The following is a 22,710-nucleotide window of genomic DNA, read 5'->3' on the forward strand; positions in this document are numbered from 1 at the left end:
AGTGTTCCGCGACCTGACCGAAGCGATTATCGTCGGCTTCGCTCTTGGCGCGGCTCTGTTCATCCAGCGCATGTCGCAGGCCGCGACCGTGGAACTCGGCGCGCCGCTGGTCCGCCCGGACGAGGCCGACGATCTGCGCGAGCGCGTCCCCTATGACGAGGCCACCAGCACCCGCCGTGATGTGATCGTCTATCGCATTTCCGGCGCCTTCTTCTTCGGCGCGGCGGCGACCATTGGGTCTGTGCTGGACCGGATCGGCGACCAGCACCGCGCCCTGATCGTGGACTTCTCACAAGTGCCATTCGTTGATTCAACGGCGGCCCACACGATCGAGGGGCTCGTCGAAGCCGCTCATCGCCGGAAGATCGCCGTCTGGCTGACCGGCCTCAGCCCCGCCAACGAAGCCGCCCTCGCGGCTCATGGTGTTGAAGCCCCGCACGTCTTAGTGGAACCGGACATCCGGACCGCACAGACAAAGGCGCTGGCCATGCTGGATGGAGTGTGAGCCGCGCGCTATGCCTTGCTGCGAGACAGAGAGATGGCCTGTATCTCCTGAATCGTCCCTTGTGTATCCATGGCAACAATCGTGAGCGCGGTGATCCGGCCTGACACATCGATGCCGAATGTATTCAGTGAATCGCATACCTTCCCGGCGGCTTCGACGCTGGCAAACCGGCCGATCGTTATGTGCGGGACATAAGGAATGTCGGCCCGCAGCAGCCCCGAGAAGGGGCCGGTGTGCAGCTGGTTCCGCAGTTCCAGTATGTCACCGTCACCTGTGTCCGGAATGAGGAAAGCGTAGCCGGTTTCATCCTGGTGGTCTGTACCAGTCACGGCACGCGTGCATGCGAAAGGGAAGGGGGCGACAGCCTCGGCGACAGTCCGGACATGCTGCAGGTATTCTGCTTCCGGAACAGAGTTGTCCCCGAAAACGAGCGTGAAGTGAGGCGCGACCCGGTTCGCGAAATCCCGGTCATGTTCAGCGCGTACCCGGTCCATCCAGGCCCGCGCCCCAGCGCTGGTTTCGGGAAATGCGAGCGTGAAGAGTTGCCGACTCATCTCATATGCCTCTGCAGAGCCCGTTCCTGATAATGCAGCCTGGTCTCTTTCTGCAAAGTTTCCCTGTCCGGCATGCGGGGTATCGTGCCACTCTTGCCTTTCCTGTGCGCAAGCCTGTGGATGAATGTCGCGTGCGGCACGCTGCATCTTGCGCCATTAACGCTTCTTAAGCACTATATGTGGTGTTGATTACCCCTATAACCGACTCGCTTGCCAAGGAGGCCCGTCATGGCTGCCACCGATTCCTCGCTTCCCGGACTGCTCACCCCGAGCCGCGCCTACAAGCCGTTCCGCTACCCGTGGGCGTATGATTTCTGGAAGAAGCAGCAGCAGGTCCACTGGATGCCGGAAGAGGTGCCGCTGGGCGAAGACTGCAAGGACTGGGCGGTCAAACTGTCGGATGCCGAGCGCAACCTGCTGACGCAGATCTTCCGCTTCTTCACCCAGTCGGACGTCGAGGTCGGTGCCAACTATATGGAACACTACATGCCGCTATTTAAGCCGGTGGAAGTGTCCATGATGCTGTCGTCCTTCTCCAACATGGAGACGATCCACATCGCGGCCTACGCCCTGCTGCTCGAAACCATCGGCATGCCGGACAGCGAATTCTCCGCCTTCATGGAATACAAGGAGATGGCCGCCAAGCACGACTATCTCGGCCAGTTCGACACCAAGACGAATGAAGACATCGCCGTCTCCATGGCTGTCTTTGGTGCGTTCACGGAAGGTCTGCAGCTGTTCGCGTCCTTCGCCATGCTGATGAACTTCCCGCGCTTCAACAAGATGAAGGGCATGGGCCAGATCGTCAGCTGGTCGGTGCGCGACGAGTCGCTGCACTGCGAGGGCATGATCAAGCTGTTCCACACCTTCTGCGCCGAAACCGGCGTGATGAATGACGAGCTGCGCGAGCGCATCCGCGAATGTTGCCGCACCGTGGTCAGCCTGGAAGATAAGTTCATCGAACTCGCCTTCGAAATGGGCCCGGTCGAAGGCATGACCGCCGACGACATCAAGAACTACATCCGCTACATCGCCGACTGGCGCCTCGGCCAGCTGAAGCTGGAGCCGCTTTATGGCATCACCAAGCACCCGATCCCGTGGCTGACCGAGATCCTGAACGGTGTCGAGCACGCGAATTTCTTCGAACAGCGCGCCACGGAATATTCCAAAGGCGCCACGAAGGGCGACTGGCACGGCGATGAGGGCGTGTGGACCCGGTTCGACCAGCGCCCCGCCGCCAAGCCGGACAATGTGCCGGCAGAATAGGGCGGCCCGAGAAGGCCTGGCCTCGCCGGGATGAGCGTGCGCAGCGAGATTCTGGGCTGGGTTATCCGGCGGCTTCAGGAGATCGACGCGGCGAATGCCGATGCGCGGCAGGCCTTGTTCGATACCCTGCGCGCCGAAGTCAGGCTGGGCGGCTTTGCCGGATGCCCGCCGGACGAGGCGCTGCCGCATCTGGAAAGCGCTGTCGCGCGGCAGGACGTCTACTGGATGAGCCAGGCGCCGTCTGCAGAAGCCACGGCCCTGGAATCGGCTCTGCCCGCGATTGCCTCAGTACCGCCGCGCCCGGCCAAATGGGGTTGGCGCCGCTTTCTGCCGGTTCCGAAACATCCGCCTGGTCCGGAACCGGGGGAGGCGAATGGGCCGTTTGCGGATCATGTGTACGAAACGGTCCCCCTGAATGTCGGCGGCAGGAAAGCTGAGTGCCGACTGTCCTGGACATATGATCCCGCCTGCACCCTCACAGCGCAATGCGACGAGATCGGCTTTCGTTTCGAGACGCGGGCCTATAGCTTCCGGCACGCGGTGGAGCACCTTGCTGCCGTTTTGCGGCGTGGCGGGCTCTCTCTGCAGGTGGCCGCGCTGGCCCCTGCGGCGGAGTGGCTGGGAGAGGGGCGAGACGAGGAATCCGTCCGCCTCATGACAAACGGCGCAGTTTGCCACGCCTTTGCAATGCACTCGCAAAAATAGGCGCCAATCAATCCACTTCCCGTCAGGCAGGCGTCAGCCAGCCGTGCCAAACAGGGTCTGCTTGGGAGGGCTTTGTCCGTGGGCCGGATGCTCGCGGTGCGTTCAGCACGAGGAGACAAGGATGCTGAAACTGAAGTTTTTGGGCGCGGCGGCCATTCTGGCGGGTGCAGTTGCGATGTCTGGTGTGGCTGTTGCGCAAGGCGGCGGCGGTGGCGGACAAGGCGGTGGCGGCCAGGGTGCCGGCTCCGGTTCGGGCATGGGCAGCATGTCCGGCGATATGGACCGCGACCGGCTGCGCGTGATGGATCCTGCTTCCGGCCGCGACAAGCTGCAGGACCGGGACCGCGATCGCGACATGATCCGCGATCCTGACCGTGACCGGCTCTATCTCGGCACGCAGGACCGCATTCGCAAATTCGACCGTGACGGCGATTCCCGCGTGAACCGCGCCGAATTCGAAGACTGGCACACGGACATGTTCGGCCAGATGGATCAGGACGGAAACGGCCTGTCGCTGGAAGAATATCACGCTGCCCGCTTCGGTCCCGGCCCCTACAGCAATGACGACTCGCAGCGCCAGGCGCTGATGCGCCAGCAGGCAAACCTCCGCAAGACCGAGCGTTTCCGCGTGATGGACGGCAATGGAGACGGTGTCGTCAGCCGCGAGGAATACATGCGCTTCGGCGAACATGCCTGGCTGGAAGCCGATACCAATGATGACGGTCAATTGAGCTGGGGCGAGTTGCAATCCTATAATCGCGGCATGTGAGAGGAGAGTGAGACATGGCACGCCAACGCATCGCAATCAGGCGCATCCTTCCTGCCGTCACCGCGCTTGCCTTCGCAGGTCTGACAGCCTGCGCAGGTTATGGCCCGTATCGGCACTATGGTCCGCCACCGGCGGGCACCGTTTACATCACGACCGCGCCGCCTCCGCCGCGGACCGTGATCATTCCGCCGCGTCCGACATCCCTGTCAGTCTGGATCAGTGGCTATTGGAACTGGACCGGAACTGACTTCGTCTGGATCGACGGTCATTGGGACCGCTCGCCCCCGCATGCCGGCGCTCTTTGGGTGCCAGATCAGTGGGTGAAGACCAATCGGGGTTGGTACCGCAATCCTGGCCGCTGGAAATAGACCCCCTTCAGCGATCAGGTCCAGTCGGAAAAGCCCGGTTTCCCCCCGGGCTTTTCTTGCTTTCGTACTGATTCCGTCCCCCTTGTTCCTGGAATCAGTGAGGGGCGCCCGTGGCCGCGGGCGCCCCTCCAACGCTATTCCGGGAGGAAATGGTCTAGCGTTGTTCGTAAGAAGCGGTTTCGACCGTTGCGACACGGGCGAAGGTCGGAGCCGTTTTCAGGCCCATTTCTTCACGTTCTTTCAGGATTTTGACTGCGGCCTGAGCCATCACGTCGTTGGTGCAGGCGCGGTCGACAAGCGGGCCACGGCCGAACTTGCTGCCCGAAGCGGTGCAGGCGCTGCGTGCCTGGCTGCGGATGTCGGAAAGCACGACTTCAGCACCGGTGTCGGATGCCAGGAGGTCGTGATCGTAGGAGATTTCAACGGAGATCGGCGTGGTCACTTCAGCGGACGCGGCGAACGGGACCACGGCAACGAGAGCGGCGGCTGCAAACATTTGTTTCATCATGAGAATTCAGTCCTTCAGAGTTTGGTGCCGTCTTCCCAACGGCTTTGAAACTCCTCCCTCAAGCTGCCTCACGCGACGATATCGCTTCGAAACACGCCGCCCGGACACACACTCACCGGGCAGACGTTGGCCAGCCCCGAAGCGGCCGCGTGCTGCACCGCAACAATCATCTCGCAAACGCAGCATTTCAAGAGTGTTTTTTCAGTGGGCTGCATCCAGAAGCATGTAAGATTCTTGGTCGCCCGTTGTTCGGGCAGGCCTGCCCAAACCTTCGTCGCATTCCACGAATGGCAGTGTTTACTGCGGTCACCCGCTACTGCGCGAACCGTCAGAATTCTGTCAAAAACGGGCTCCGGTCGACCCTTGCAGCATAGCAACCCTGCTTTGCAAAATGGAGGTGAATATATTCTGTGGGCGGATGCCCAAAAAGCGTTCGGATGCCTGCCGCTACGTCAATTCCATTCATGACTTCGGCATTAACCATCATGCCCTCCGAGTCAAAGGCACGAAGGGATATAATCCGTTGCCGGATCATGTCCGGAACCTCTCCCTGCGGAAGGTCCGCGCTGTCTACGCCTTCGCGGACATAGATGGCATGACTGGCCCGGAAAGGCGTTGCCGCGGCGTGATGGGTGTAGTTCAGCAGGAACACCGTCTCTCCCGGGCGGGCATCTTCAAGGCTGACACGGCAGGGATAACCGGGGCTGCTATCCACCACGCGTCGTTGGACAAGGCGACGACTGAGTTCGTCCTCACAGAGCGTGGACAGGTCCTTGAAGGCATTGGCGGGCAGGGGGCGGATCTGGAATGACATAAGCGGCTCTCCGTATCTGGTCACCTGGAACTACTTTCTTTCCCTATGTCCGGCCCACCCGCTGCTTGCTGTGGGATAGAATTGATCTCAATCCTCCGGGTACGGGCGGGGCGCAGGCTGGGCGCCATGATGATTTCACCCATCCGTCTTTCTGCCTCCCTCGGGCTCGCCTGGGCTTATGCCGGCCAGCAGGCCGCCGCGCTTGCCACGCGGCTGGCGCTCGGTCCGCTCGGCATACGGGCTTTCCTGCCGCGGGCGGTGTGCCGGGTGGTGGATGCGGAGCTGAAGCGGCTAGAAACGATGGTGCGCCGCATCCTGTTTCTTGTCGCGATGGAAACGCCATTGCCGCCCGCCCGACAGGGCACGCCCCGCGAAACGGCGGGCGCCCGTACGCCATCCGATGCCGCAGCGCCTGTGCAGCTCCTGTTTCCCCTGCCGGCTTTCCGCCTGACGGAATCGTGTCCGTTGCCTGCGCAGAAAGTGTCCCGGCTCGCTGCCCGCCTGGCAGCACGCGGCCGCCGTCAGGCAGGACAGGAAGACCCGGCGCCGCGCCCCGGCGCGCAGGACATGCTGCCCGCCATGGGCCTGATGAACCGGTTCGCCGCGCTGGAAGAGGCACTGGCAAATCCGGAGGCGCAAATCGCCCGATTCCGCCGGAAGCTCGCCCGTATCCGGGCCGACAAATCCCTTCCGCTGCCCGTTGCAAACGAGCCGCCGGCGGCCTGTACCGGGCTTCAGAATTCGCCCGTCATGCGCGAACTGTTCTGGACACTGCACGATGCGGCGCTGACCTGGCTGCCGGTGCTCGATTCCAGCTGAAGCCCCCTGAAGAGACAGGTCATTCCGCCGGCCGGGTCCGCCCCGCGCCGGGCGCTGGTGCTGCCGGAAATGGCGGCTGGTTTCATAATAAGGTGAATTGACAGCTTCCTGCCGCTGGGGCAGATGGCGCCATGTCGAAACTCACTACACCTGAAGCCGTCATTGACGCCCTCGAAAAGCTCTACGCTGAGGCCGTCGAGGCGCAAGCCGCTGCCCTCAATACATTCCTGCGCGAAGGCACGCCGCCCGACCCGGAGCTGCGCGCAGCCGGCGCGTTCTGCTATCCGCAGATCCGGATCGTCTACAATCCGGACGGGCCGGCCCCGCGTATTTCACGTTCCTATGGCCGTATCTCGGAACCGGGCACCTATGTCTCCACCTTCACCCGGCCGGACTTTTTCCGTCCCTACCTGATGGAGCAGCTGACCCCGCTGTTGAAGTATTACGAGATCGAGGTCTTCGTCGAACGTTCGCAGTCGGAAATGCCCTACGCCTATGTGTGGGAGCAGGGGCAGGCCTCCGGCCTCGAGGAAATTTCCCCGGCCGAACTCGCGCGGCATTTCCCGAGCCCGGACCTGTCGGAAATTGGCGACGAAGTGGCCGACGGTGAACTCTACGAGCCCTTTACAGATCGCCCGCTCGCCCTGTTCGATGCGCTGCGCACGGATTTCTCGCTGAAGCGGCTCCAGCACTATACGGGCACACCGGTCGAGCACTTCCAGCATTATATTCTTTTCACGAACTATCATCGCTATGTGGATGCGTTCTGCGAGTGGGGGCTGGAACAGCTCGCCAATGACTCGCGCTACACATCCCTGTCGGTGCCGGGCGGCCTGGAGATTTCCGAGCCGACGGAAACCTCACGCGCCGAGATCGATGCCTCCCCCTGGCGCCGGTCACAGATGCCGGCCTACCACCTGCGGGCGCCGGGCAATACCGGCATCACGCTGGTCAATATTGGTGTCGGCCCAGCCAACGCGAAGACAATCACTGATCATCTGGCGGTCATCCGTCCGCAGTGCTGGGTCATGGTTGGTCATTGCGGAGGCCTGCGTCACTCACAGGCAATCGGCGACTATGTGCTCGCCCATGCCTATCTGCGCGAAGACCATGTGCTGGACGCCGTCCTGCCGCCGGAGATCCCGATCCCGGCGCTGGCAGAGGTCCAGATCGCGCTGCAGGAGTCGGCCGCACATGTCACCGGCGAGAGCGGGGATGAGCTGAAGAAACGCCTGCGCACCGGCACCGTGGTGACCACGGACGACCGCAACTGGGAGCTGCGCTTCTCCGCTTCGGCCCCGCGGTTCAACAAGTCCCGCGCCATCGCCATCGAGATGGAAAGCGCCACGATCGCCGCCAACGGCTACCGCCTGCGGGTGCCCTATGGCACGCTCCTCTGCGTGTCCGACAAGCCGCTGCATGGCGAGATCAAGCTGCCGGGCGCCGCCAACCGCTTCTACGAGCGGGCCATCGGTGAGCATATCCGCATCGGCATCGAGACGCTGGAACGCCTCGCCGCCGACAAGGGCGCCAAGCTCCACAGCCGCAAACTCCGCAGCTTCGACGAGCCGCCCTTCCGGTAAGACGCATCTGACCACAAAAAAGCCGGCGCGACCGAAGGGTGGCGCCGGCTTTTCTTGTGAGCGGTCAGCCTAGTCCAGCTTGTTGATTTTCGTGCCTTCGATGCTGATGCCAGCCATCAGGCCCTTCTGGTCGAAGATGAAGGCATAGGCATCTTCCTTCAGGGAAGTGGTCGACAGGTTCTGCGCGACACCGGCATTCACCAGCACGACGGTCGGGCCGACGCCGATTTCCCAGCCTTCGGATTCGCGGACATATTTCACGGCGTCGTCATTCATCAGGAACACGGCATAGCCGTATTGCTGGGCCCCGGCCTGCAGGCCCCAGGAGCCTGTGAAGGTCGAGTAATAACCTGTGACCGCGCCGCCCTGGCGCATTTCACCCTCGCCATAGGCCCCGCCGATGCCGAGGCCGGCTTTCACGATGGACGGGAAGACCAGCACGGCGCGGGCCTGCTGGCCGATGGCTTTGGCGGCCGGGTTCTTGGCGTAAAGCGCGTTCAGGGCTTGCCGGCTGTCTGCGTCGATTTCGGCGCGGTCCACCTCGTCGGGCAGGGTGGAGCAGGCGGTGACGGACAGTGTCCCGAAAGTGAGACAGGCGGCGGCAATCATCGAACGAAGGCGGGTCATGAGAACTCCTTTTGATCTCTTCTTGCTTGTATCTTCAGGGGTTCTACCCCCGGACATGGCGGGAATGGGGCGGGAAAATGATGGTATCTTGCCGTAATTAACGGCTGTCACAGGGTCAGGGTAGACGAGGGCGCAACTGCGCGCTAGCTGGCTTGGCTATGAAAGATCGCATCCTGCCGCTTGAAGGCGTTCGCAATTTCCGGGATTTCGGGGGCTATGCTTCCCGCCACGGGGGTCATGTCAAACAGGGGCGGCTGTTCCGTTCCGGCCATTATGCCGAAGCCACGCATGGCGATCTGCAGCAGATACGGCAGAAGGGGATTGCCGTGCAGGCGGATCTGCGCCGCCCGGACGAGCGCGAACGCCAGCCCGGCAAATGGTCCGCGCCGATGACCATCACCCATGATGGCGGCCGCGAGCATGAGGCGCCGCACCACCAGTTCCTGACAAAAGTCGAGGCCGATGCCGAAAAGGCCGAAGCCTGGATGACCGATTATTACCGCGTCGCCCCCTTCAAGGCGCACCACCGGGAGCTGTTCGCCACCTGGTTCGGCCACCTCGCCGAGTTGAAAGACGACGAAGCGGGCCTAGTGAACTGCGCCGCGGGCAAGGACCGCACGGGCATTCTCTGCGCGCTCACCCATCATATTCTGGGCGTCTCGCAGGAGGACATCCATGCCGACTACGTCCTCACCAATGTGGCCGTGGATGTGGACGGGCGCCTCGGCGAGATCGCGGAAATGTTCAACGCCCACATCGGAAAGAATTACGAGCCGGAAGTTTTCCGTCCGTTCATTGGCGTGCGGTTGCCCTACCTCGAAACGGCCTTCGCCCGGATCGAAAGCGAAGTCGGATCCATCGACACCTATCTCACCGAAACTCTCGGTGTGACCAAGGCGCAGCAGGACACGATCCGCGACAAGCTGCTCGAAGGCTGAGACGAGTCATCGCCCCCATTGGCCCGGACCCCGGCAGCGGCTAAGGTCCCGACCAATGAGCGAGACCGATTCCGATACCGAGCGCGATGACGCGACCTTCTCCATGTTCGGAGAGGACGAGGCCCCGGCAAAGCCCGGCGCCTATGAAGTGCTCGCCCGGAAATACCGGCCTCGCACCTTCGAGGACCTGATCGGCCAGGAGGCCATGGTCCGCACGCTCCGCAACGCATTCGAGACGGGCCGCATCGCCCACGCCTTCATGCTGACCGGCGTGCGCGGCATCGGCAAGACGACCACGGCCCGCCTGCTGGCCCGTGCGCTGAACTATACGTCAGACGATCACGATGGCCCGTCGGTGAATTTGAAACCGCTGGGCGAGCATTGCGAGGCGATCATGGCGTCCCGCCATCCGGACGTGCTGGAGCTGGACGCGGCCAGCCGCACCGGCGTCGCCGACATGCGGGACCTTCTGGACGGCGCCCGCTACGCGCCGGTTTCCGCCCGCCACAAGGTCTACATCATCGACGAAGTGCACATGCTGTCGAACGCCAGCTTCAACGCGCTCCTGAAGACGCTGGAAGAGCCGCCGCCGCATGTGAAGTTCATCTTCGCGACCACCGAGATCCGCAAGGTGCCGGTCACGGTCCTCTCCCGCTGCCAGCGGTTTGACCTGAAACGGCTGGAGCCTGCCGCGCTTGCCGCCCATCTCGGGCGCGTCGCCGAGAAGGAAGGCGCCAAGGTTTCCGAAGAGGGGCTCGTCCTGATCGCGCGGGCTTCTGAAGGCTCCGTCCGCGACGGGCTTTCCATTCTCGACCAGGCGATCGTGCAGACGCTGGAAGGGGAGGCTGTTACCGGCGCTGCCGTCCGCGACATGCTGGGCCTGGGTGACCGGGGCCGCCTGATGGATGCCTTCGAAAAGGCGATCGCCGGCGAGGCAAAGGCAGCGCTGGAAGAAGTGCAGGACCAGGTGCGCGGCGGGGCAGACCCGGCCGTGATCCTGAAGGACCTCCTGGAAATCGCGGCTGACATTTCCATCGCGCAGGCGACGGGCGACGATTACCAGCCCGGCGGCCCGGCTGACTGGGTGGAGCGCACCCGCGCCATGGCCCAGCGCCTGACGCCGGCCGAAGCCTCCCGCACCTGGCAGATCCTTCTGTCGGGCTACAATGTGCTGCAAGTTGCGCCAGACCCGGCCACCGCGCTCAACATGGTCATCCTGCGCCTTGTCGCCTCTGCCGGTCTTCCGTCCCCGGAAGAAGCTGCCCGCATGATCGCGGAGGGCAAAGCTTCGCCGGGAAAGCCTGAAGCACAGGCTGAGGCCCCGCCAGACCCCGGCGGGCTGGACAGCTTTGAGAACATCCTTGCCCACCTGACGAACCTCCGGGAGATCAATCTCCAGGTCGAGATGGAGCGCTATGTGAAGCCCGGCCCGATCACCTACGGCCACTTTACCTGCGAACTGGAAGCCGCCGCGCCGCCCGACGTGCTGGCCCGCCTGAAAACTTTCCTCGAACGCCAGACGGGCGACGACTGGGTGGTGGAACAGATCCGTGGCGGGGCAGAGACCGTGCGTGCCGCCGAAATCCGCACCAAGGAAGAGCGCTTCGCGGCCGCTGCCGCGCATCCGCTCATCGCGGCGGCCTTGAACAGCCTGCCGGGCGCCACCATTGTGGATGTTGTCGACGAGGACCGGGCGAGCCCCGACATTCCTGCCGACGCCGAAAACGTCATAGACCTGAACTCACGCCGCCAAGCCTGAAGGACCCGATCATGAAAGACCTCGCCAAGATCATGCAGCAAGCCCAGCAGATGCAGGGCAAGATGCAGGAAGTGCAGGCGAAGATCGAGTCGACCGAGGCCGACGGTGTGGCCGGGGCAGGCCTCGTGAAAGTGCGCCTGCGCGGCAAGGGAGAACTGGTTTCCCTCAGCATCGACCCCGGCTTGATGGGCGACGAGCCGGAAATCATCGAAGACCTGATCAAGGCCGCCCATGCCGACGCCCGCCGCCGCCTCGACGAGGCGATGGAAGCGGCCATGAAGGACGCCACCGCAGGCTTCGGCGGCATGATGCCCGGCTTCAAGCTGCCGTTTTAGTCGACAGCTACATTCGTTCCGTATATGTTCCTCTGGAATCATGCCAGAGAGGCTGAATGGAACCGATTGCCACCATTGCCGGGCAGGAATTTGACCTTGCCCACCTGATCCTCTTCTTCCTCGCCCTCGGCGCGGGCGTCATCGCATGGATGCAGCTCGGCACCGCGAAGCAGAAGGCTGAACGCCTGACGTTGGAGCTGGAGCGCGCCACCGATGAGCGCGAAGCAGCCCTGCAGCGTGTCGTAACACTCGAAGCGGTTGCCCGCGACGCGGAGATTGCGCTGGCCGAAGCGAAGGCGCGCAGCGCTGAAGACGAGAAGAAATTCGCCGACATGGCCCAGGGTGTGCTGCGGCAGGCGAACGCTCAGTTCCTGCAGCTCGCGAACGAGACGTTCGAGAAGCACAAGGAAGGCGCGCAGGGCCAGCTGAAGGAACTGATCAAGCCGATCGGGGAGAATTTCGACGCCTTCAAGAAGCGCGTCGACGAGATCGAGAAAGTCCGTACCGAGGACAAGTCCGCCATTCAGGAACAGGTGAAGGCGATCCATGAAAGCCTGAAACTGAACACGACCGAGACGGGCAAGCTTGTCAGCGCCCTGACAGCCCCGAAAGGCGGCGGCCGCTGGGGTGAGATGACGCTCCGCAATGTGATGGAGCAGGCGGGCCTCTCGGCGCATTGCGACTTTTCCGAACAGGTGCACGACGACACCGAGGCTGGCCGCCAGCGGCCGGACGCCGTGATCCACTTGCCGGGTGACCGTCAGATCGTGGTCGACTCCAAGGTTTCGCTCGCTTCCTACATGGCTGCGGTGAATGCCGAAGACCCGGCCGAACGTGCTGCCCACCTCAAGGCCCATGCCGCCAGCGTCCAGCGGCATGTGAACACGCTTGCCTCGAAGGACTATCAGTCAAACCTCGGCGGCCGGTTCGACTACATCGCCATGTTCATTCCGGGCGAGAATTTCTTCGCCGCGGCCCTCGAACATGCGCCGGACCTGATCGAGAAGGCGATGAGCCGGCAGGTGATCGTCACCACGCCGACCACGCTGATCGCGCTCGCCCGCACCGTCGCCCATCTCTGGCGCCAGCACCAGATGAACGAGAATGCGATGGAGGCCGCCCATCTGGGCGCTGATCTCTACACCCGCATGGGCGTGATGCTGGGCCACATCGAGAAGCTCGGCAAATCCCTGAACGGCTCGGTCGACCACTTCAATTCCATGATAGGATCGTTCGACAAGCGTGTGCTGCCGACGCTGCGCAAGTTCGAGGACATGAAGATCGCTCCGCCCAACAAGGCGCCCGCCGAGCCGAAACAGATCGAAACCCGTGCAAACACGCCGGAAAACGGCCAGCTGGACTTCGGAGACCCGAAACGCCTGCCAGCAGCGGAATGACGCGCAGCCGTTGACCGGGCAGGGGCGTGCGCCTATCTGAAAATCATGGCTATTCGCGAAATCCTCACTGTTCCAGATCCGCGCCTGAAAGAGGTGTCGAAGCCCGTTGAGGGCGGCGTCACCGACGACATCCGCGCGCTCATGGATGACATGCTGGAAACCATGTACGACGCGCCGGGCATTGGCCTGGCCGCGATCCAGATCGGCGTGCCACTGCGCGTCATCGTGATGGACCTCGCCAAGGAAGGCGAGGAGCCTCAGCCGAAATTTTTCGTGAATCCGGAAATCGTCGAAACCGTTGAAGAGACCCAGCCTTACGAAGAGGGCTGCCTGTCCGTGCCGGATATTTTCGACCAGGTCGAACGCCCGGAAAAATGCCTGATCCGCTATCTCGACTATGATGGCTTCAAGGTCGAGGAATGGGCCGAGGATCTCTACGCGGTCTGCATCCAGCACGAGATGGACCATCTCGAAGGCACGCTGTTCATCGATCACCTGTCCCGCCTGAAGCGCCAGCGGGCGGTCGACAAGGTGAAGAAAGCCAAGCTGCGCGCCATGCGCGAAAACGTCGCCTGATCGCGAGGATCGGCGCAAGACTTGTCCAGCCTTGTGAGGGTCCCATCGTGAAAGCCGTTGTCGCCGAGACGCTCGAGTCGCTCGAAAGCTACCAGTTCAAAGATGTTGAAACGCCTGCGCCAAAGAAGGGGCAGGTGCTGATCCGTGTCGCCGCTTGCGGTGTCGGTTATGTCGACTCCCTCGTGGCGCTCGGTAAATACCAGGTGAAGCCGCCGCTACCGCATACGCCGGGCCGGGAAGTCGCCGGCGTCGTCGAAGCCGTGGGGGAAGGCGTGACCGGGATTTCCATTGGCGACCGGGTCATGACGATGACCGCGAATGGCTTTGCCGAATACGCCGTCGCGCCGGCGGCCATGGTGATCCGGATTCCGCAAACGCTCGGTTTCTCTGAAGCGGCCAGCCTGCCATTGAACTATCTGACGGCCTGGCACGGCCTGAAGGATCGCGCCGCGCTGGCAGCGGGTGAAACGGTGCTCGTCTTCGGGGCCGCCGGCGGCGTCGGATCCGCCGCGACCCAGATCGCCAAGGCGCTCGGCGCCCGCGTCATCGCGGCGGCCTCTACGGAAGAGAAGCGGGCTTTCGCGCTTGAACACGGTGCTGATGATGCCATCGATACAGAGCCCGAAGGCTGGCGTGACAGGCTGAAGGCGTTGACCGGCGGCAAGGGCCCGGACGTGGTTTTCGATCCGGTCTGCGGGCCTCTGTTCGAGGCGGCCTTCCGTTCTCTCCGCTGGCGCGGGCGGCATATGGTGGTCGGCTTTGTCGGCGGACCGATCCCGGCCTTGCCGTCGAACCTGACCCTGATGAAGGGCGCCGCGCTGATGGGCGTCGATGTCCGACAATACATGGAATACGAGCTGCCGCAGGCAATTGCCGCTCTGCACGAACTTGCTGGGTGGGCGGGTGAGGGCCGCATCAAGCCGCCGGTCGGCAAGGTCTACCCCTTCAGCCAGTTCGGTGAAGCGATGGTCTTTGCCCTGTCAGGCAAAGGCACTGGCAAGGTTGTACTTGAGGTGAATGCCGATGGCGGCGCGTGAGACCGGCGGCAGCCTGCCGCTTTGCCAGCCTCCAGAATTGCCGATAAGTCCGCACCCATGACCAAACCGCTCCGTATCGCCTTCATGGGAAGCCCGGATATTGCCGTCGGTGTGCTGAAAGCGCTGATCGCCGTGGGCCACGAAATCGCCTGCGTCTATTCCCAGCCGCCGCGCCCGGCTGGCCGCGGCAAGAAGCTGACGCCAACGGCCGTCCATGCCTTCGCTGAGTCGCAGGGGCTGGAAGTCCGCACACCGAAAAGCCTGAAGAAGGCGCCGGAGCAGGAAGCCTTCGCGGCGCTTGGACTCGATGCCGCGGTGGTCGTCGCCTATGGCCTGATCCTGCCGCAGGCGATCCTCGATGCGCCGCGCCTCGGCTGCCTGAACATGCACGCCTCAATTCTTCCGCGCTGGCGGGGCGCCGCACCGATCCAGCGTGCCATCATGGCAGGCGATACCGAAACCGGCGTCGATGCCATGCTGATGGATGCAGGGCTCGATACCGGCCCGGTGCTGGCCTCCCGCCGCACGCCGATCAGCACGGAAGACACCGCGGGCAGTGTACACGACCGGCTGATGGATCTCGCGTCCGAACTCGCCCCGTTTGCGCTGGCCGGGCTCGCCGATGGTAGCCTGACGCCCCGGCCGCAGCCGGAAGAGGGGGTGACCTACGCGCACAAGCTTGGCCCGGCTGACCAGAAGGTCGACTGGAGCCGATCGGCGCGCGAGGTGGATTGCCAGATCCGCGGCCTGTCACCCTTTCCCGGCGCCTGGTGCGAGTGGACGCCTCCGGGCAGTGCCACTCCGGTCCGTCTGAAACTGCTGGATTCCCGGCGTTCAGGTCGTGAAACCTCCGCGCCGGCGGGTATGGTGCTGGACGACAATCTGCTGGTCGCCTGCGGAGATGGTGGCGCCGTGCGCCTCACCCGCCTGCAGAAACCGGGCGGAAAGCCGCTGGATGTGGACGTTTTTCTGAATGGCCAGCCTATTCCCCCGGATACGATGCTCTTTTGAGAAGACGCAATCTCCGGATGTGTTTAGATTCATTGCAAATGCCAATATTCTAGCTTAGGGTGCATCTACGGCTGGGGGCCGGTGCTGGACGCCAAGTTGAAAATTCTATCCGGGCATGGGGATCTTGATCGGTCCACATGCCCCCTTGTTGTGACCAGAACGGCCATCAAATGAACAAGACCTGGATCCGTCGGCTGAATTTAGAAGACCTTGATGCTGTTGCGGCCCTTAACACGCAGGCCTTTGGCGGCACAGAAGAAGCTGCGATCACGCGGCACCTGCATGCAGATCACGATTCGCTCTTGTCGCTTGTCGCGCACAGGCATGACGAACTGGTCGGGCATATTGAATTTTTCCGTATCCTCATAGGTGGAAAACCTTCAGCTGTCGGGTTGGGGCCGATGAGCGTTCTTCCGGAGTTCCAGGGGCGGGGAATCGGCAGCTCGCTTGTCCGAATGGGGCTGTTGGTCATGGCCGGGCGGGGCGAGAGCATCGTCTTCGTTCTGGGACATCCGGAATTCTATACCAAGCTCGGATTTTCGGCAGATCTCGCAAAACCGTTTGAAGCGCCCTGGTCGGGCCCGGCCTTCATGGCGCAGGCCGTCAATCCGGGCGCGCCGGTAGCGGGCGAATTGACCTATCCGGCTGCCTTCGGCTAGGGGCGGGCCGATGCCCCGCTACAGACTCCTCATCGAATATCATGGCGGCCCGTTCCAGGGCTGGCAGAAGCTGCCTGGCGTGCCCACGGTTCAGGGAATGCTGGAGGCGGCGGCGGCGAAGCTGGATGGTGCGCCGGTCGAGGTGTTTGGTGCCGGCCGTACTGACAGCGGCGTGCACGCGACAGGGCAGGTCGCGCATATGGACCTGCAGACAGACCGGGGCCGCAAGGTCGCCGATGCGATGAACTTCCATCTGCGTCCGCACCCGATAGCCGTGCTGAAAGCAGAAGAGGTCAGTGACGATTTCCACGCCCGCTTCAACGCCACCCAGCGGCACTACCGATATGACATCGTCAACCGCCGGGCAGACCTGACCCTCGAGCGCGGCCTTGCCTGGCGGGTGCCGTCGAAACTCAGTGCAGAGAGTATGCACGAGGCCGCACAGGCGCTGGTTGGTACGCATGACTTCACGACCTTCCGCGATACCGATTGTCAGGCCCTGACGCCGGTGAAGACGCTGAATGAGATCAAGGTCTGGCGGGAAGGCGAGCGTGTAATCGTGACCTGCCGGGCGCAAAGTTTCATCCATCGGCAAGTCCGTTCCATGGTCGGCAGCCTCGTCGATGTTGGCCGGGGCAAGCAGCCAGTTGGCTGGATCGCAGACATTCTTGCCGCCACCGACCGCACGCAATGCGGCCCAATCGCTCCGTCCGACGGGCTTTACCTGACGCAGGTCGACTACGACTGACGCCTAGAGCTTCAGCGTCCGCAGGCGCAGGGCGTTGCTTATGACGGATACCGACGACAGGCTCATCGCCGCCGCCGCGATCATGGGGCTCAGCAATAGGCCGAAGACGGGGTAGAGGATCCCCGCCGCCACCGGTACGCCCAGCGAGTTGTAGACGAAGGCGAAGAACAGGTTCTGGCGGATATTCCGCATGGTCGCGTGGCTGAGCGTGCGGGCTTTGGCAGCGCCCATCAGGTCGCCCTTCACCAGCGTGACGCCCGCGCTTTCCATGGCAACATCCGTGCCCGTGCCCATGGCGATGCCCACATTGGCGAGGGCGAGCGCCGGCGCGTCATTGATGCCGTCACCTGCCATCGCCACGACGGCGCCTTCCGCCTGCAGTTTCGCGATCACGTTTTTCTTGTCTTCCGGTGCGACGTCGGCGTGCACTTCGTCGATGCCGAGTGTTGCAGCAACCGCGCGGGCGGTTGTCTCATTGTCCCCGGTCAGCATGACGACGCGCAGGCCTTCTGCATGCAGACGGTTGATGGCGCCCTGCGTGGTTTCCTTGACCGGGTCGGCCACGCCGATCAGGCCGGCGGGCTTTCCGTCCACCGCGACGAACATGACCGTCTGGCCTTTGGCGCGGTCGTCATCTGCCTTGCTGGCGAGCGCCCCGTCGAAGGCCCCGATCCGCCGCATCAGCTTGGCATTGCCGACGGCGACCTTCCGGCCATCCACATCGGCCTCGGCGCCTTCTCCGGTGGTTGACTGGAAGCCGGATGCCTCGCCGGGCGTCAGACCGCGTTTCCCGGCACCGCGCACGATGGCGGCGGCGAGAGGGTGTTCGGACGAGGTTTCGACGCCAGCTGCCAGCATCAGCAATTCATTTTCCGGGAACCCGTCTGCCGGTTCCACGGTCACCAGTTCCGGATGGCCTTCGGTGAGCGTGCCGGTCTTGTCGACGACAATCGTGTCGACCTTTTCCATTGTTTCCAGCGCGTCGGCATTGCGGATCAGCACGCCCGCCTGCGCGCCCTTGCCGGTGGCGACCATGATCGACATCGGCGTGGCGAGGCCCAGCGCACAGGGGCAGGCGATGATCAGTACGGCAACGGCATTGACGAGCGCATGGGCGAAGCGCGGCTCCGGCCCCACCGCGATCCAGATGATGAAGGTCGCCAACGCGATCAGCACCACCGCCGGGACGAACCAGCCGGAGACCGTATCGGCAAGGCCCTGGATCGGCGCGCGGGAACGCTGAGCCTCAGCCACCATCTTCACGATGCGCGCCAATAGCGTCTCGTCGCCGACATGGGTCGCTTCCATGATGAAGGCGCCGGTCTGGTTCACCGTGCCTCCGGTCACCTTGTCGCCCATGGATTTTTCCACCGGCAGAGGCTCGCCGGTCACCATGGACTCGTCCACGCTGGAGCGGCCTTCGAGGATCTCGCCATCGACCGGCACGCTTTCGCCGGGACGGACGCGCAGGCGGTCGCCGGATTTCACGTGGTCGAGGGCCACGTCTTCCTCGCTGCCATCCTCGCGCACAATGCAGGCGGTTGGCGGGGTCAGCTGCAGCAGCGCCCTGATTGCGCCGGACGTGGCCCGCCGGGCGCGCAGCTCCAGCACCTGGCCCAGCAGGACCAGCGTGGTGATCACCGCAGCGGATTCGAAATAGACCGGCACACGCCCGTCATGCCCGCGCAGCGTGTCCGGGAAGATGCCGGGCGCGACTGTCGCTGCCAGAGAATAGGAATAGGCGACGCCCGTACCCAGCGCGATCAGCGTGAACATGTTCGGGCTGCTGTTCACGACAGAGCGCCAGCCGCGCACGAAGAACGGCCAGCCGCACCAGAGGGCGACCGGCGTCGCCAGCGCGGCTTGCACCCAGTTGAAGGCGGGCGTTTTCGTGAAGCCGGGCAGGGACACGCCCGGGATCATCTCGCCCATCGTCAGGACCAGCAGGGGCAGTGAGAGAACGACGCCCACCCAGAACCGCCGTGTCATATCGTCCAGTTCGGACGTGTCCTCTTCTGCTGTCGCTGTTTCAGCTTCCAGCGCCATGCCGCAGATCGGACAGCCTGTATTGGAGGTCTCGCGCACCTGCGGGTGCATCGGGCACGTCCACACTGTGCCGTCATAGCCGGGCGGGACATGGTCGTAATCGCTGTCGGGCCCAGCCGGTTTCGCGTGCGTGTCGTGATGGCAGCATGTGCCGCCGCCTTCGTGCCCGTGATGCATGGAATGATCGTGGGTCATGGGTGGGAATATAATGCTTTTCCGGAGGAACCGAAATCACGCCTGCTGGAGGGTCTGACGCGAAGTCAGGCTTGCGAGGGGCGAGTCCGGCGCTAGCCTCGTGTCAAAGACAAGGGAGCGAAACATGGCGATTGATTTCACGATACCGGAAGAGGCGAAGGAAGTACGCGAACGCGTGCGTAAATGGGTGCAGGAGGAGTGCATCCCCGCCGAAAAGGAAATGGCGGCTGGCAAGCCTTACAAGGAAGTGCTTGCGGTGCTGCGCAAGAAGGCGCGGGCGCAGGGCCTGTGGTTGCCCTTCTTCCCGGTCGAGCATGGTGGCATGGGGCTTGGCCCGCTTGCCAACGCGCTGGTGCAGATGGAACTCGGGCAGAGCCACCTCGGCGCACTCTCCATGAATTCGCAGGGCCCGGACGATGCCACCATGCTGACGCTGCTGGCCCACGGGACGGACTTCCAGAAAGAGAAATACCTGAAGCCCCTGATCAATGGCGAGAAGCGGATCTGCTACTCCATGACGGAGAAGGCCGCCGGCGCCGACGCCACCGGCATGAAGACGATTGCGGAGAAAGACGGCAAGGGCAACTACGTTCTCAATGGCGAGAAATGGTTCTCCTCGGCCGCCACGGCCGCTGACATCGCGGTCGTCATGGCCAAGACAAATCCGGAAGCGCCGCGCCACCAGCAATATTCCACCTTTATCGTGGAACTGCCGAACCCCGGCTACAACATCATCCGCGACATCCCCACCATGGCGGTGCATGGGCCGCACTATCACGAGATGGGCGGCGGCCATGCCGAGGTGAAGATCGAGAACCTTGTCGTGCCGGAAGAGAATTTGCTCGGCGGCGAAGGGCAGGGCTTCGCCATGGGCCAGCACCGGCTCGCCTATGGGCGCCTGCGCCACGGCATGCACAATGTCGCCATGGCCCAGCGCGCACTTGATCTGGCAACGGAGCAAGTCACCAGCCGCGAAACCTTCGGCAAGAAGCTGGAAGATCGTCAGGGCGTCCAGTTCATGCTGGCCGAATGCGCGAGCCAGCTCTACATCGCGCGCCTCATGCTGATGCATATCGCCTACAAGGCCGAGAACGGCATGGACATCCGTCAGGAGAACGGCATCGCGAAAGTGTTCCTCGCGAACATGGTGCACAAGGTGGTCGACACGGCGATCCAGCTGCACGGCGCACTCGGCTATTCGCTCGATACGCCGCTGGCCGCCTGGTACACGCACATCCGCTCGCAGCGTCTCGTCGACGGGCCGGATGAAGTGCACAAATGGATCACTGGCAAGAATGTGATCCGGGCCTACAAGAAAGACGGCACGAGTGCGGCTGCAGCGGGCGGAGACCTGCTGTGATCAAGCTGACATTCTGTCTGCGGCGCCTCCCGCACCTCACGCGGGAGGAGTTCCAGACCTATTGGCGCGAGCATCACGCCCCTTTGGTGGCGAAGCATGCGGAGGTGCTTGGCATCCTCCGCTACGTCCAGAACCACACGGCCTATGACGCCATGAACGCCGGCATGCAGGCCAGCCGAGGCGGGCCGCCCTCCTATGACGGCGTCGCCGAGCTCTGGTTCGAAAGCGAGGAAGCCATGGCCGCCAATACCAGCGAGGCGGCGGCCAAAGCCGGCGCCGAATTGCTGGAAGACGAAAAGAAATTCATCGACCTCGCCAACTCGCCCCTCTGGTTCGGGAACGAGATGGAGGTGGTGGGTTAGGCCAGCGCCGCCTCAAGGTCTGTCAGAAGGTCCTCGGCATCCTCCAATCCGACGGAGAGGCGGATGAGACCATTACTGATGCCATGTTCGAGGCGTTCTTCTTCCGTATAGGTCGAATGGGTCATGCTGGCCGGGTGCTGGATCAGGGTTTCGGCATCGCCGAGGCTGACGGCGCGGCGGATGAGCTGCAGCCGGTTCATCATGGCGATGCCTGCCTCGTAGCCGCCGGAAAGTTCGAACGCGATCATGCCGCCGAAGCCGTCCATCTGGCGCTTTGCCAGCTCATGCTGCGGATGGCTCGGCAGGCCAGGATAGTAGACCGTCTCGACGCCCGGCTGGGCTTCCAGCCATTCGGCAACACGCTGCCCGCTCTCGCAGTGCCGCGCCATGCGCAGCTGCAGGGTCTTCAGTCCACGCATGACCAGCATGGCATTGAAGGGCGACATGACGGAGCCGGTCATGTCCTTCACGCCAATCATGCGGACCTCCATGATGGCCTCCGCGCGGCCGAGTACCATGCCCGCCACGAGGTCTCCGTGCCCGCCCAGATACTTGGTGGCCGAGTGGACGACGAAGTCTGCGCCAAGCGAAATCGGACGGGTCAGCAGGGGAGAGGCGTAGGTGTTGTCCACCACCACGAGCGCACCATTCTCGTGCGCAATGCCGGCCACCGCGCGAATGTCGACAAGGCGCATGTTCGGATTGGCCGGGGTCTCGAAATAGACGACACGCGTTTTCTCGCTGATCGCGTCGAGCAGGTTCGCCGGGTCGCGCAGGTCGACATGGGTGATCTTCACGCCGAAACGCGAAAGGCCGTCGCGCATGAAGGCGAAGGTGCAGCCATAGAGCGTCTCGTCGGTGATGATCTCGTCGCCGGGCTTCAGCAGCGTCCACATGAGGGAGCTGATGGCGCCCATGCCGCTCGCGGTGGCCAGGCCCGCCTCGGCGCCTTCGAGGCTGGCGATGCGGTCTTCCAGCAAGGCGACGGTCGGGTTCGAGATGCGGGAATAGATGTGGCCCTCGGCCTCGCCTGCGAACAGGGCGCCGCCGGTCTGCGCATCCGGAAAGGCAAACGTAGACGTCAGATGCACTGGCGGAGTCAGCGCATAGTCATTTTTAGCCGGGTCATAGCCATGATGAATGGCGCGTGTGGCAGGGCCGAGGGGGCGGGTCGCATCGAATGCCATGGGGATCTCCGTGTTTGAGGAGATTTTACCACGGGGTTGTGGGCGAAAGGTGCCGAACTGCATCGCAGGAAGCTTGATCATTGGCAGAATATGCCAATACTGGCGCCCATGGATGCCATAGATGCCAGGATTATCCGCGCCCTGCAGCGCGACGGTCGCCTCACCAACCTCGAACTGGCGGAGGAAGTGGGGCTGTCGCCATCGCCCTGCCTGCGCCGCGTGCGAAACCTCGAGGCCGCTGGCGTGATTCAGGGCTACACCGCCCTCGTGGACCAGAAGGCGTGCGGCTATCCCATCACCTGCCTGGTGCGCATTCGGCTGGCCAATCATTCGCAGGAGAATGTGCAGGCCTTCGAGAGGAAAATCGCGGAAACCGAAGCGATTCTCGACTGTTACCTGATGACCGGCGGGGCTGACTATGAGCTGCGAATCGTCGCCCGCAGCCTCGACGATTACGAACAGCTGGTGCGCCACACGATCCAGAAACTGCCGGGAATTGCCTCCATCGAGACCAGTTTCGCGTATGGAGTTGTGAAGAAGTCCCGCATCCTGCCGGTCCGTGTGGAAAAGGGTGCATAGAAC

Annotated in this window: 25 protein-coding genes; 19 read left to right on the forward strand and 6 right to left on the reverse strand. The window is 63.3% G+C overall.

Annotated elements, in window-relative coordinates; translation table 11 throughout:
* Positions 1-505: STAS domain-containing protein (locus R3C98_RS12905; RefSeq protein ID WP_371314489.1), on the forward strand; the 505-nt coding region annotated here is incomplete at its 5' end.
* Positions 506-513: 8 nt separating this feature from the next.
* On the opposite strand, the gene R3C98_RS12910 is transcribed toward R3C98_RS12905, so the two are convergent.
* On the reverse strand, positions 514-1,059 hold the full coding sequence (locus R3C98_RS12910; RefSeq protein WP_371314490.1) for a 2'-5' RNA ligase family protein: 546 nt from the start codon (positions 1,057-1,059) through the stop codon (positions 514-516).
* Between the two features lie 228 nt (positions 1,060-1,287).
* Between R3C98_RS12910 and R3C98_RS12915 the strand changes: the two genes are divergently transcribed.
* The 4 genes from R3C98_RS12915 (at position 1,288) to R3C98_RS12930 (ending at position 4,167) form a co-directional block, all read left to right on the forward strand.
* Positions 1,288-2,325 (forward strand): ribonucleotide-diphosphate reductase subunit beta, encoded by a 1,038-nt coding sequence (locus R3C98_RS12915; protein WP_371314491.1) that lies wholly within the window; start codon positions 1,288-1,290, stop codon positions 2,323-2,325.
* A gap of 30 nt (positions 2,326-2,355) precedes the next feature.
* Entirely contained in the window at positions 2,356-3,030 is a 675-nt protein-coding gene (locus R3C98_RS12920; RefSeq protein ID WP_371314492.1) for a hypothetical protein, read from the forward strand.
* Between the two features lie 121 nt (positions 3,031-3,151).
* On the forward strand, positions 3,152-3,799 hold the full coding sequence (locus R3C98_RS12925) for an EF-hand domain-containing protein (protein ID WP_371314493.1): 648 nt from the start codon (positions 3,152-3,154) through the stop codon (positions 3,797-3,799).
* 14 nt (positions 3,800-3,813) lie between these two features.
* The gene (locus R3C98_RS12930) at positions 3,814-4,167 is read left to right on the forward strand and encodes a hypothetical protein (protein WP_371314494.1); all 354 of its coding nucleotides are present in this window, start codon (positions 3,814-3,816) and stop codon (positions 4,165-4,167) included.
* 154 nt (positions 4,168-4,321) lie between these two features.
* On the opposite strand, the gene R3C98_RS12935 is transcribed toward R3C98_RS12930, so the two are convergent.
* Both R3C98_RS12935 and R3C98_RS12940 read right to left on the reverse strand, forming a co-directional pair.
* Entirely contained in the window at positions 4,322-4,675 is a 354-nt protein-coding gene (locus tag R3C98_RS12935) for a UrcA family protein (RefSeq protein ID WP_371314495.1), read from the reverse strand.
* A 328-nt stretch (positions 4,676-5,003) separates the two neighbouring features.
* Entirely contained in the window at positions 5,004-5,489 is a 486-nt protein-coding gene (locus tag R3C98_RS12940) for a DUF1203 domain-containing protein (protein WP_371314496.1), read from the reverse strand.
* 126 nt (positions 5,490-5,615) lie between these two features.
* On the opposite strand from R3C98_RS12940, the gene R3C98_RS12945 reads away from it, so the two are divergent.
* Positions 5,616-6,308 (forward strand): hypothetical protein, encoded by a 693-nt coding sequence (locus R3C98_RS12945; protein WP_371314497.1) that lies wholly within the window; start codon positions 5,616-5,618, stop codon positions 6,306-6,308.
* A gap of 131 nt (positions 6,309-6,439) precedes the next feature.
* On the forward strand, positions 6,440-7,891 hold the full coding sequence (locus tag R3C98_RS12950; protein ID WP_371314498.1) for an AMP nucleosidase: 1,452 nt from the start codon (positions 6,440-6,442) through the stop codon (positions 7,889-7,891).
* A gap of 69 nt (positions 7,892-7,960) precedes the next feature.
* Here R3C98_RS12950 and R3C98_RS12955 read toward each other — a convergent pair whose 3' ends face one another.
* The gene (locus tag R3C98_RS12955; protein WP_371314499.1) at positions 7,961-8,518 is read right to left on the reverse strand and encodes a YSC84-related protein; all 558 of its coding nucleotides are present in this window, start codon (positions 8,516-8,518) and stop codon (positions 7,961-7,963) included.
* Positions 8,519-8,676: 158 nt separating this feature from the next.
* Between R3C98_RS12955 and R3C98_RS12960 the strand changes: the two genes are divergently transcribed.
* The 9 genes from R3C98_RS12960 (at position 8,677) to truA (ending at position 16,978) form a co-directional block, all read left to right on the forward strand.
* A complete protein-coding gene (locus R3C98_RS12960) occupies positions 8,677-9,456 on the forward strand; it encodes a tyrosine-protein phosphatase (RefSeq protein ID WP_371314500.1) in 780 nt (259 codons plus the stop codon).
* 55 nt (positions 9,457-9,511) lie between these two features.
* Positions 9,512-11,215 (forward strand): DNA polymerase III subunit gamma/tau, encoded by a 1,704-nt coding sequence (locus R3C98_RS12965; RefSeq protein ID WP_371314501.1) that lies wholly within the window; start codon positions 9,512-9,514, stop codon positions 11,213-11,215.
* An 11-nt stretch (positions 11,216-11,226) separates the two neighbouring features.
* A complete protein-coding gene (locus tag R3C98_RS12970) occupies positions 11,227-11,550 on the forward strand; it encodes a YbaB/EbfC family nucleoid-associated protein (RefSeq protein ID WP_371314502.1) in 324 nt (107 codons plus the stop codon).
* Between the two features lie 56 nt (positions 11,551-11,606).
* Positions 11,607-12,947: a DNA recombination protein RmuC gene (gene rmuC / locus R3C98_RS12975; RefSeq protein WP_371314503.1), complete on the forward strand. Its 1,341-nt coding sequence runs from the start codon at positions 11,607-11,609 to the stop codon at positions 12,945-12,947.
* Positions 12,948-12,992: 45 nt separating this feature from the next.
* Positions 12,993-13,523, forward strand: coding sequence for a peptide deformylase (gene def, locus R3C98_RS12980; RefSeq protein ID WP_371314504.1), 531 nt, complete (start codon positions 12,993-12,995; stop codon positions 13,521-13,523).
* A 47-nt stretch (positions 13,524-13,570) separates the two neighbouring features.
* Positions 13,571-14,560 (forward strand): NADPH:quinone oxidoreductase family protein, encoded by a 990-nt coding sequence (locus R3C98_RS12985; RefSeq protein WP_371314505.1) that lies wholly within the window; start codon positions 13,571-13,573, stop codon positions 14,558-14,560.
* A gap of 57 nt (positions 14,561-14,617) precedes the next feature.
* Positions 14,618-15,571 (forward strand): methionyl-tRNA formyltransferase, encoded by a 954-nt coding sequence (gene fmt / locus R3C98_RS12990; protein WP_371314506.1) that lies wholly within the window; start codon positions 14,618-14,620, stop codon positions 15,569-15,571.
* 170 nt (positions 15,572-15,741) lie between these two features.
* The gene (locus R3C98_RS12995) at positions 15,742-16,230 is read left to right on the forward strand and encodes a GNAT family N-acetyltransferase (RefSeq protein ID WP_371314507.1); all 489 of its coding nucleotides are present in this window, start codon (positions 15,742-15,744) and stop codon (positions 16,228-16,230) included.
* A 10-nt stretch (positions 16,231-16,240) separates the two neighbouring features.
* Positions 16,241-16,978 carry a tRNA pseudouridine(38-40) synthase TruA gene (gene truA, locus R3C98_RS13000; protein WP_371314508.1) on the forward strand — a complete coding sequence of 246 codons (738 nt, stop codon included), beginning with the start codon at positions 16,241-16,243 and terminating at the stop codon, positions 16,976-16,978.
* 3 nt (positions 16,979-16,981) lie between these two features.
* On the opposite strand, the gene R3C98_RS13005 is transcribed toward truA, so the two are convergent.
* Entirely contained in the window at positions 16,982-19,219 is a 2,238-nt protein-coding gene (locus tag R3C98_RS13005) for a copper-translocating P-type ATPase (protein WP_371314509.1), read from the reverse strand.
* A gap of 124 nt (positions 19,220-19,343) precedes the next feature.
* Here R3C98_RS13005 and R3C98_RS13010 point away from each other — a divergent pair, with 124 nt between their 5' ends.
* Positions 19,344-20,579: an acyl-CoA dehydrogenase family protein gene (locus R3C98_RS13010; RefSeq protein WP_371314510.1), complete on the forward strand. Its 1,236-nt coding sequence runs from the start codon at positions 19,344-19,346 to the stop codon at positions 20,577-20,579.
* Positions 20,576-20,941: an EthD domain-containing protein gene (locus tag R3C98_RS13015; protein WP_371314511.1), complete on the forward strand. Its 366-nt coding sequence runs from the start codon at positions 20,576-20,578 to the stop codon at positions 20,939-20,941. Before R3C98_RS13010 ends, R3C98_RS13015 begins: the two co-directional genes overlap by 4 nt.
* Here the strand turns inward: R3C98_RS13015 and R3C98_RS13020 are convergent.
* Entirely contained in the window at positions 20,938-22,128 is a 1,191-nt protein-coding gene (locus R3C98_RS13020; RefSeq protein ID WP_371314512.1) for a methionine gamma-lyase, read from the reverse strand. The two genes, R3C98_RS13015 and R3C98_RS13020, sit on opposite strands and share 4 nt — an antisense overlap.
* Positions 22,129-22,236: 108 nt before the next feature.
* On the opposite strand from R3C98_RS13020, the gene R3C98_RS13025 reads away from it, so the two are divergent.
* Positions 22,237-22,707 carry an Lrp/AsnC family transcriptional regulator gene (locus R3C98_RS13025; RefSeq protein WP_371314878.1) on the forward strand — a complete coding sequence of 157 codons (471 nt, stop codon included), beginning with the start codon at positions 22,237-22,239 and terminating at the stop codon, positions 22,705-22,707.
* Positions 22,708-22,710: the final 3 nt, after the last annotated feature.

Origin of the sequence: Hyphomonas sp., assembly GCF_041398465.1 — a bacterium.
Classification (GTDB): Bacteria; Pseudomonadota; Alphaproteobacteria; order Caulobacterales; family Hyphomonadaceae; genus Hyphomonas.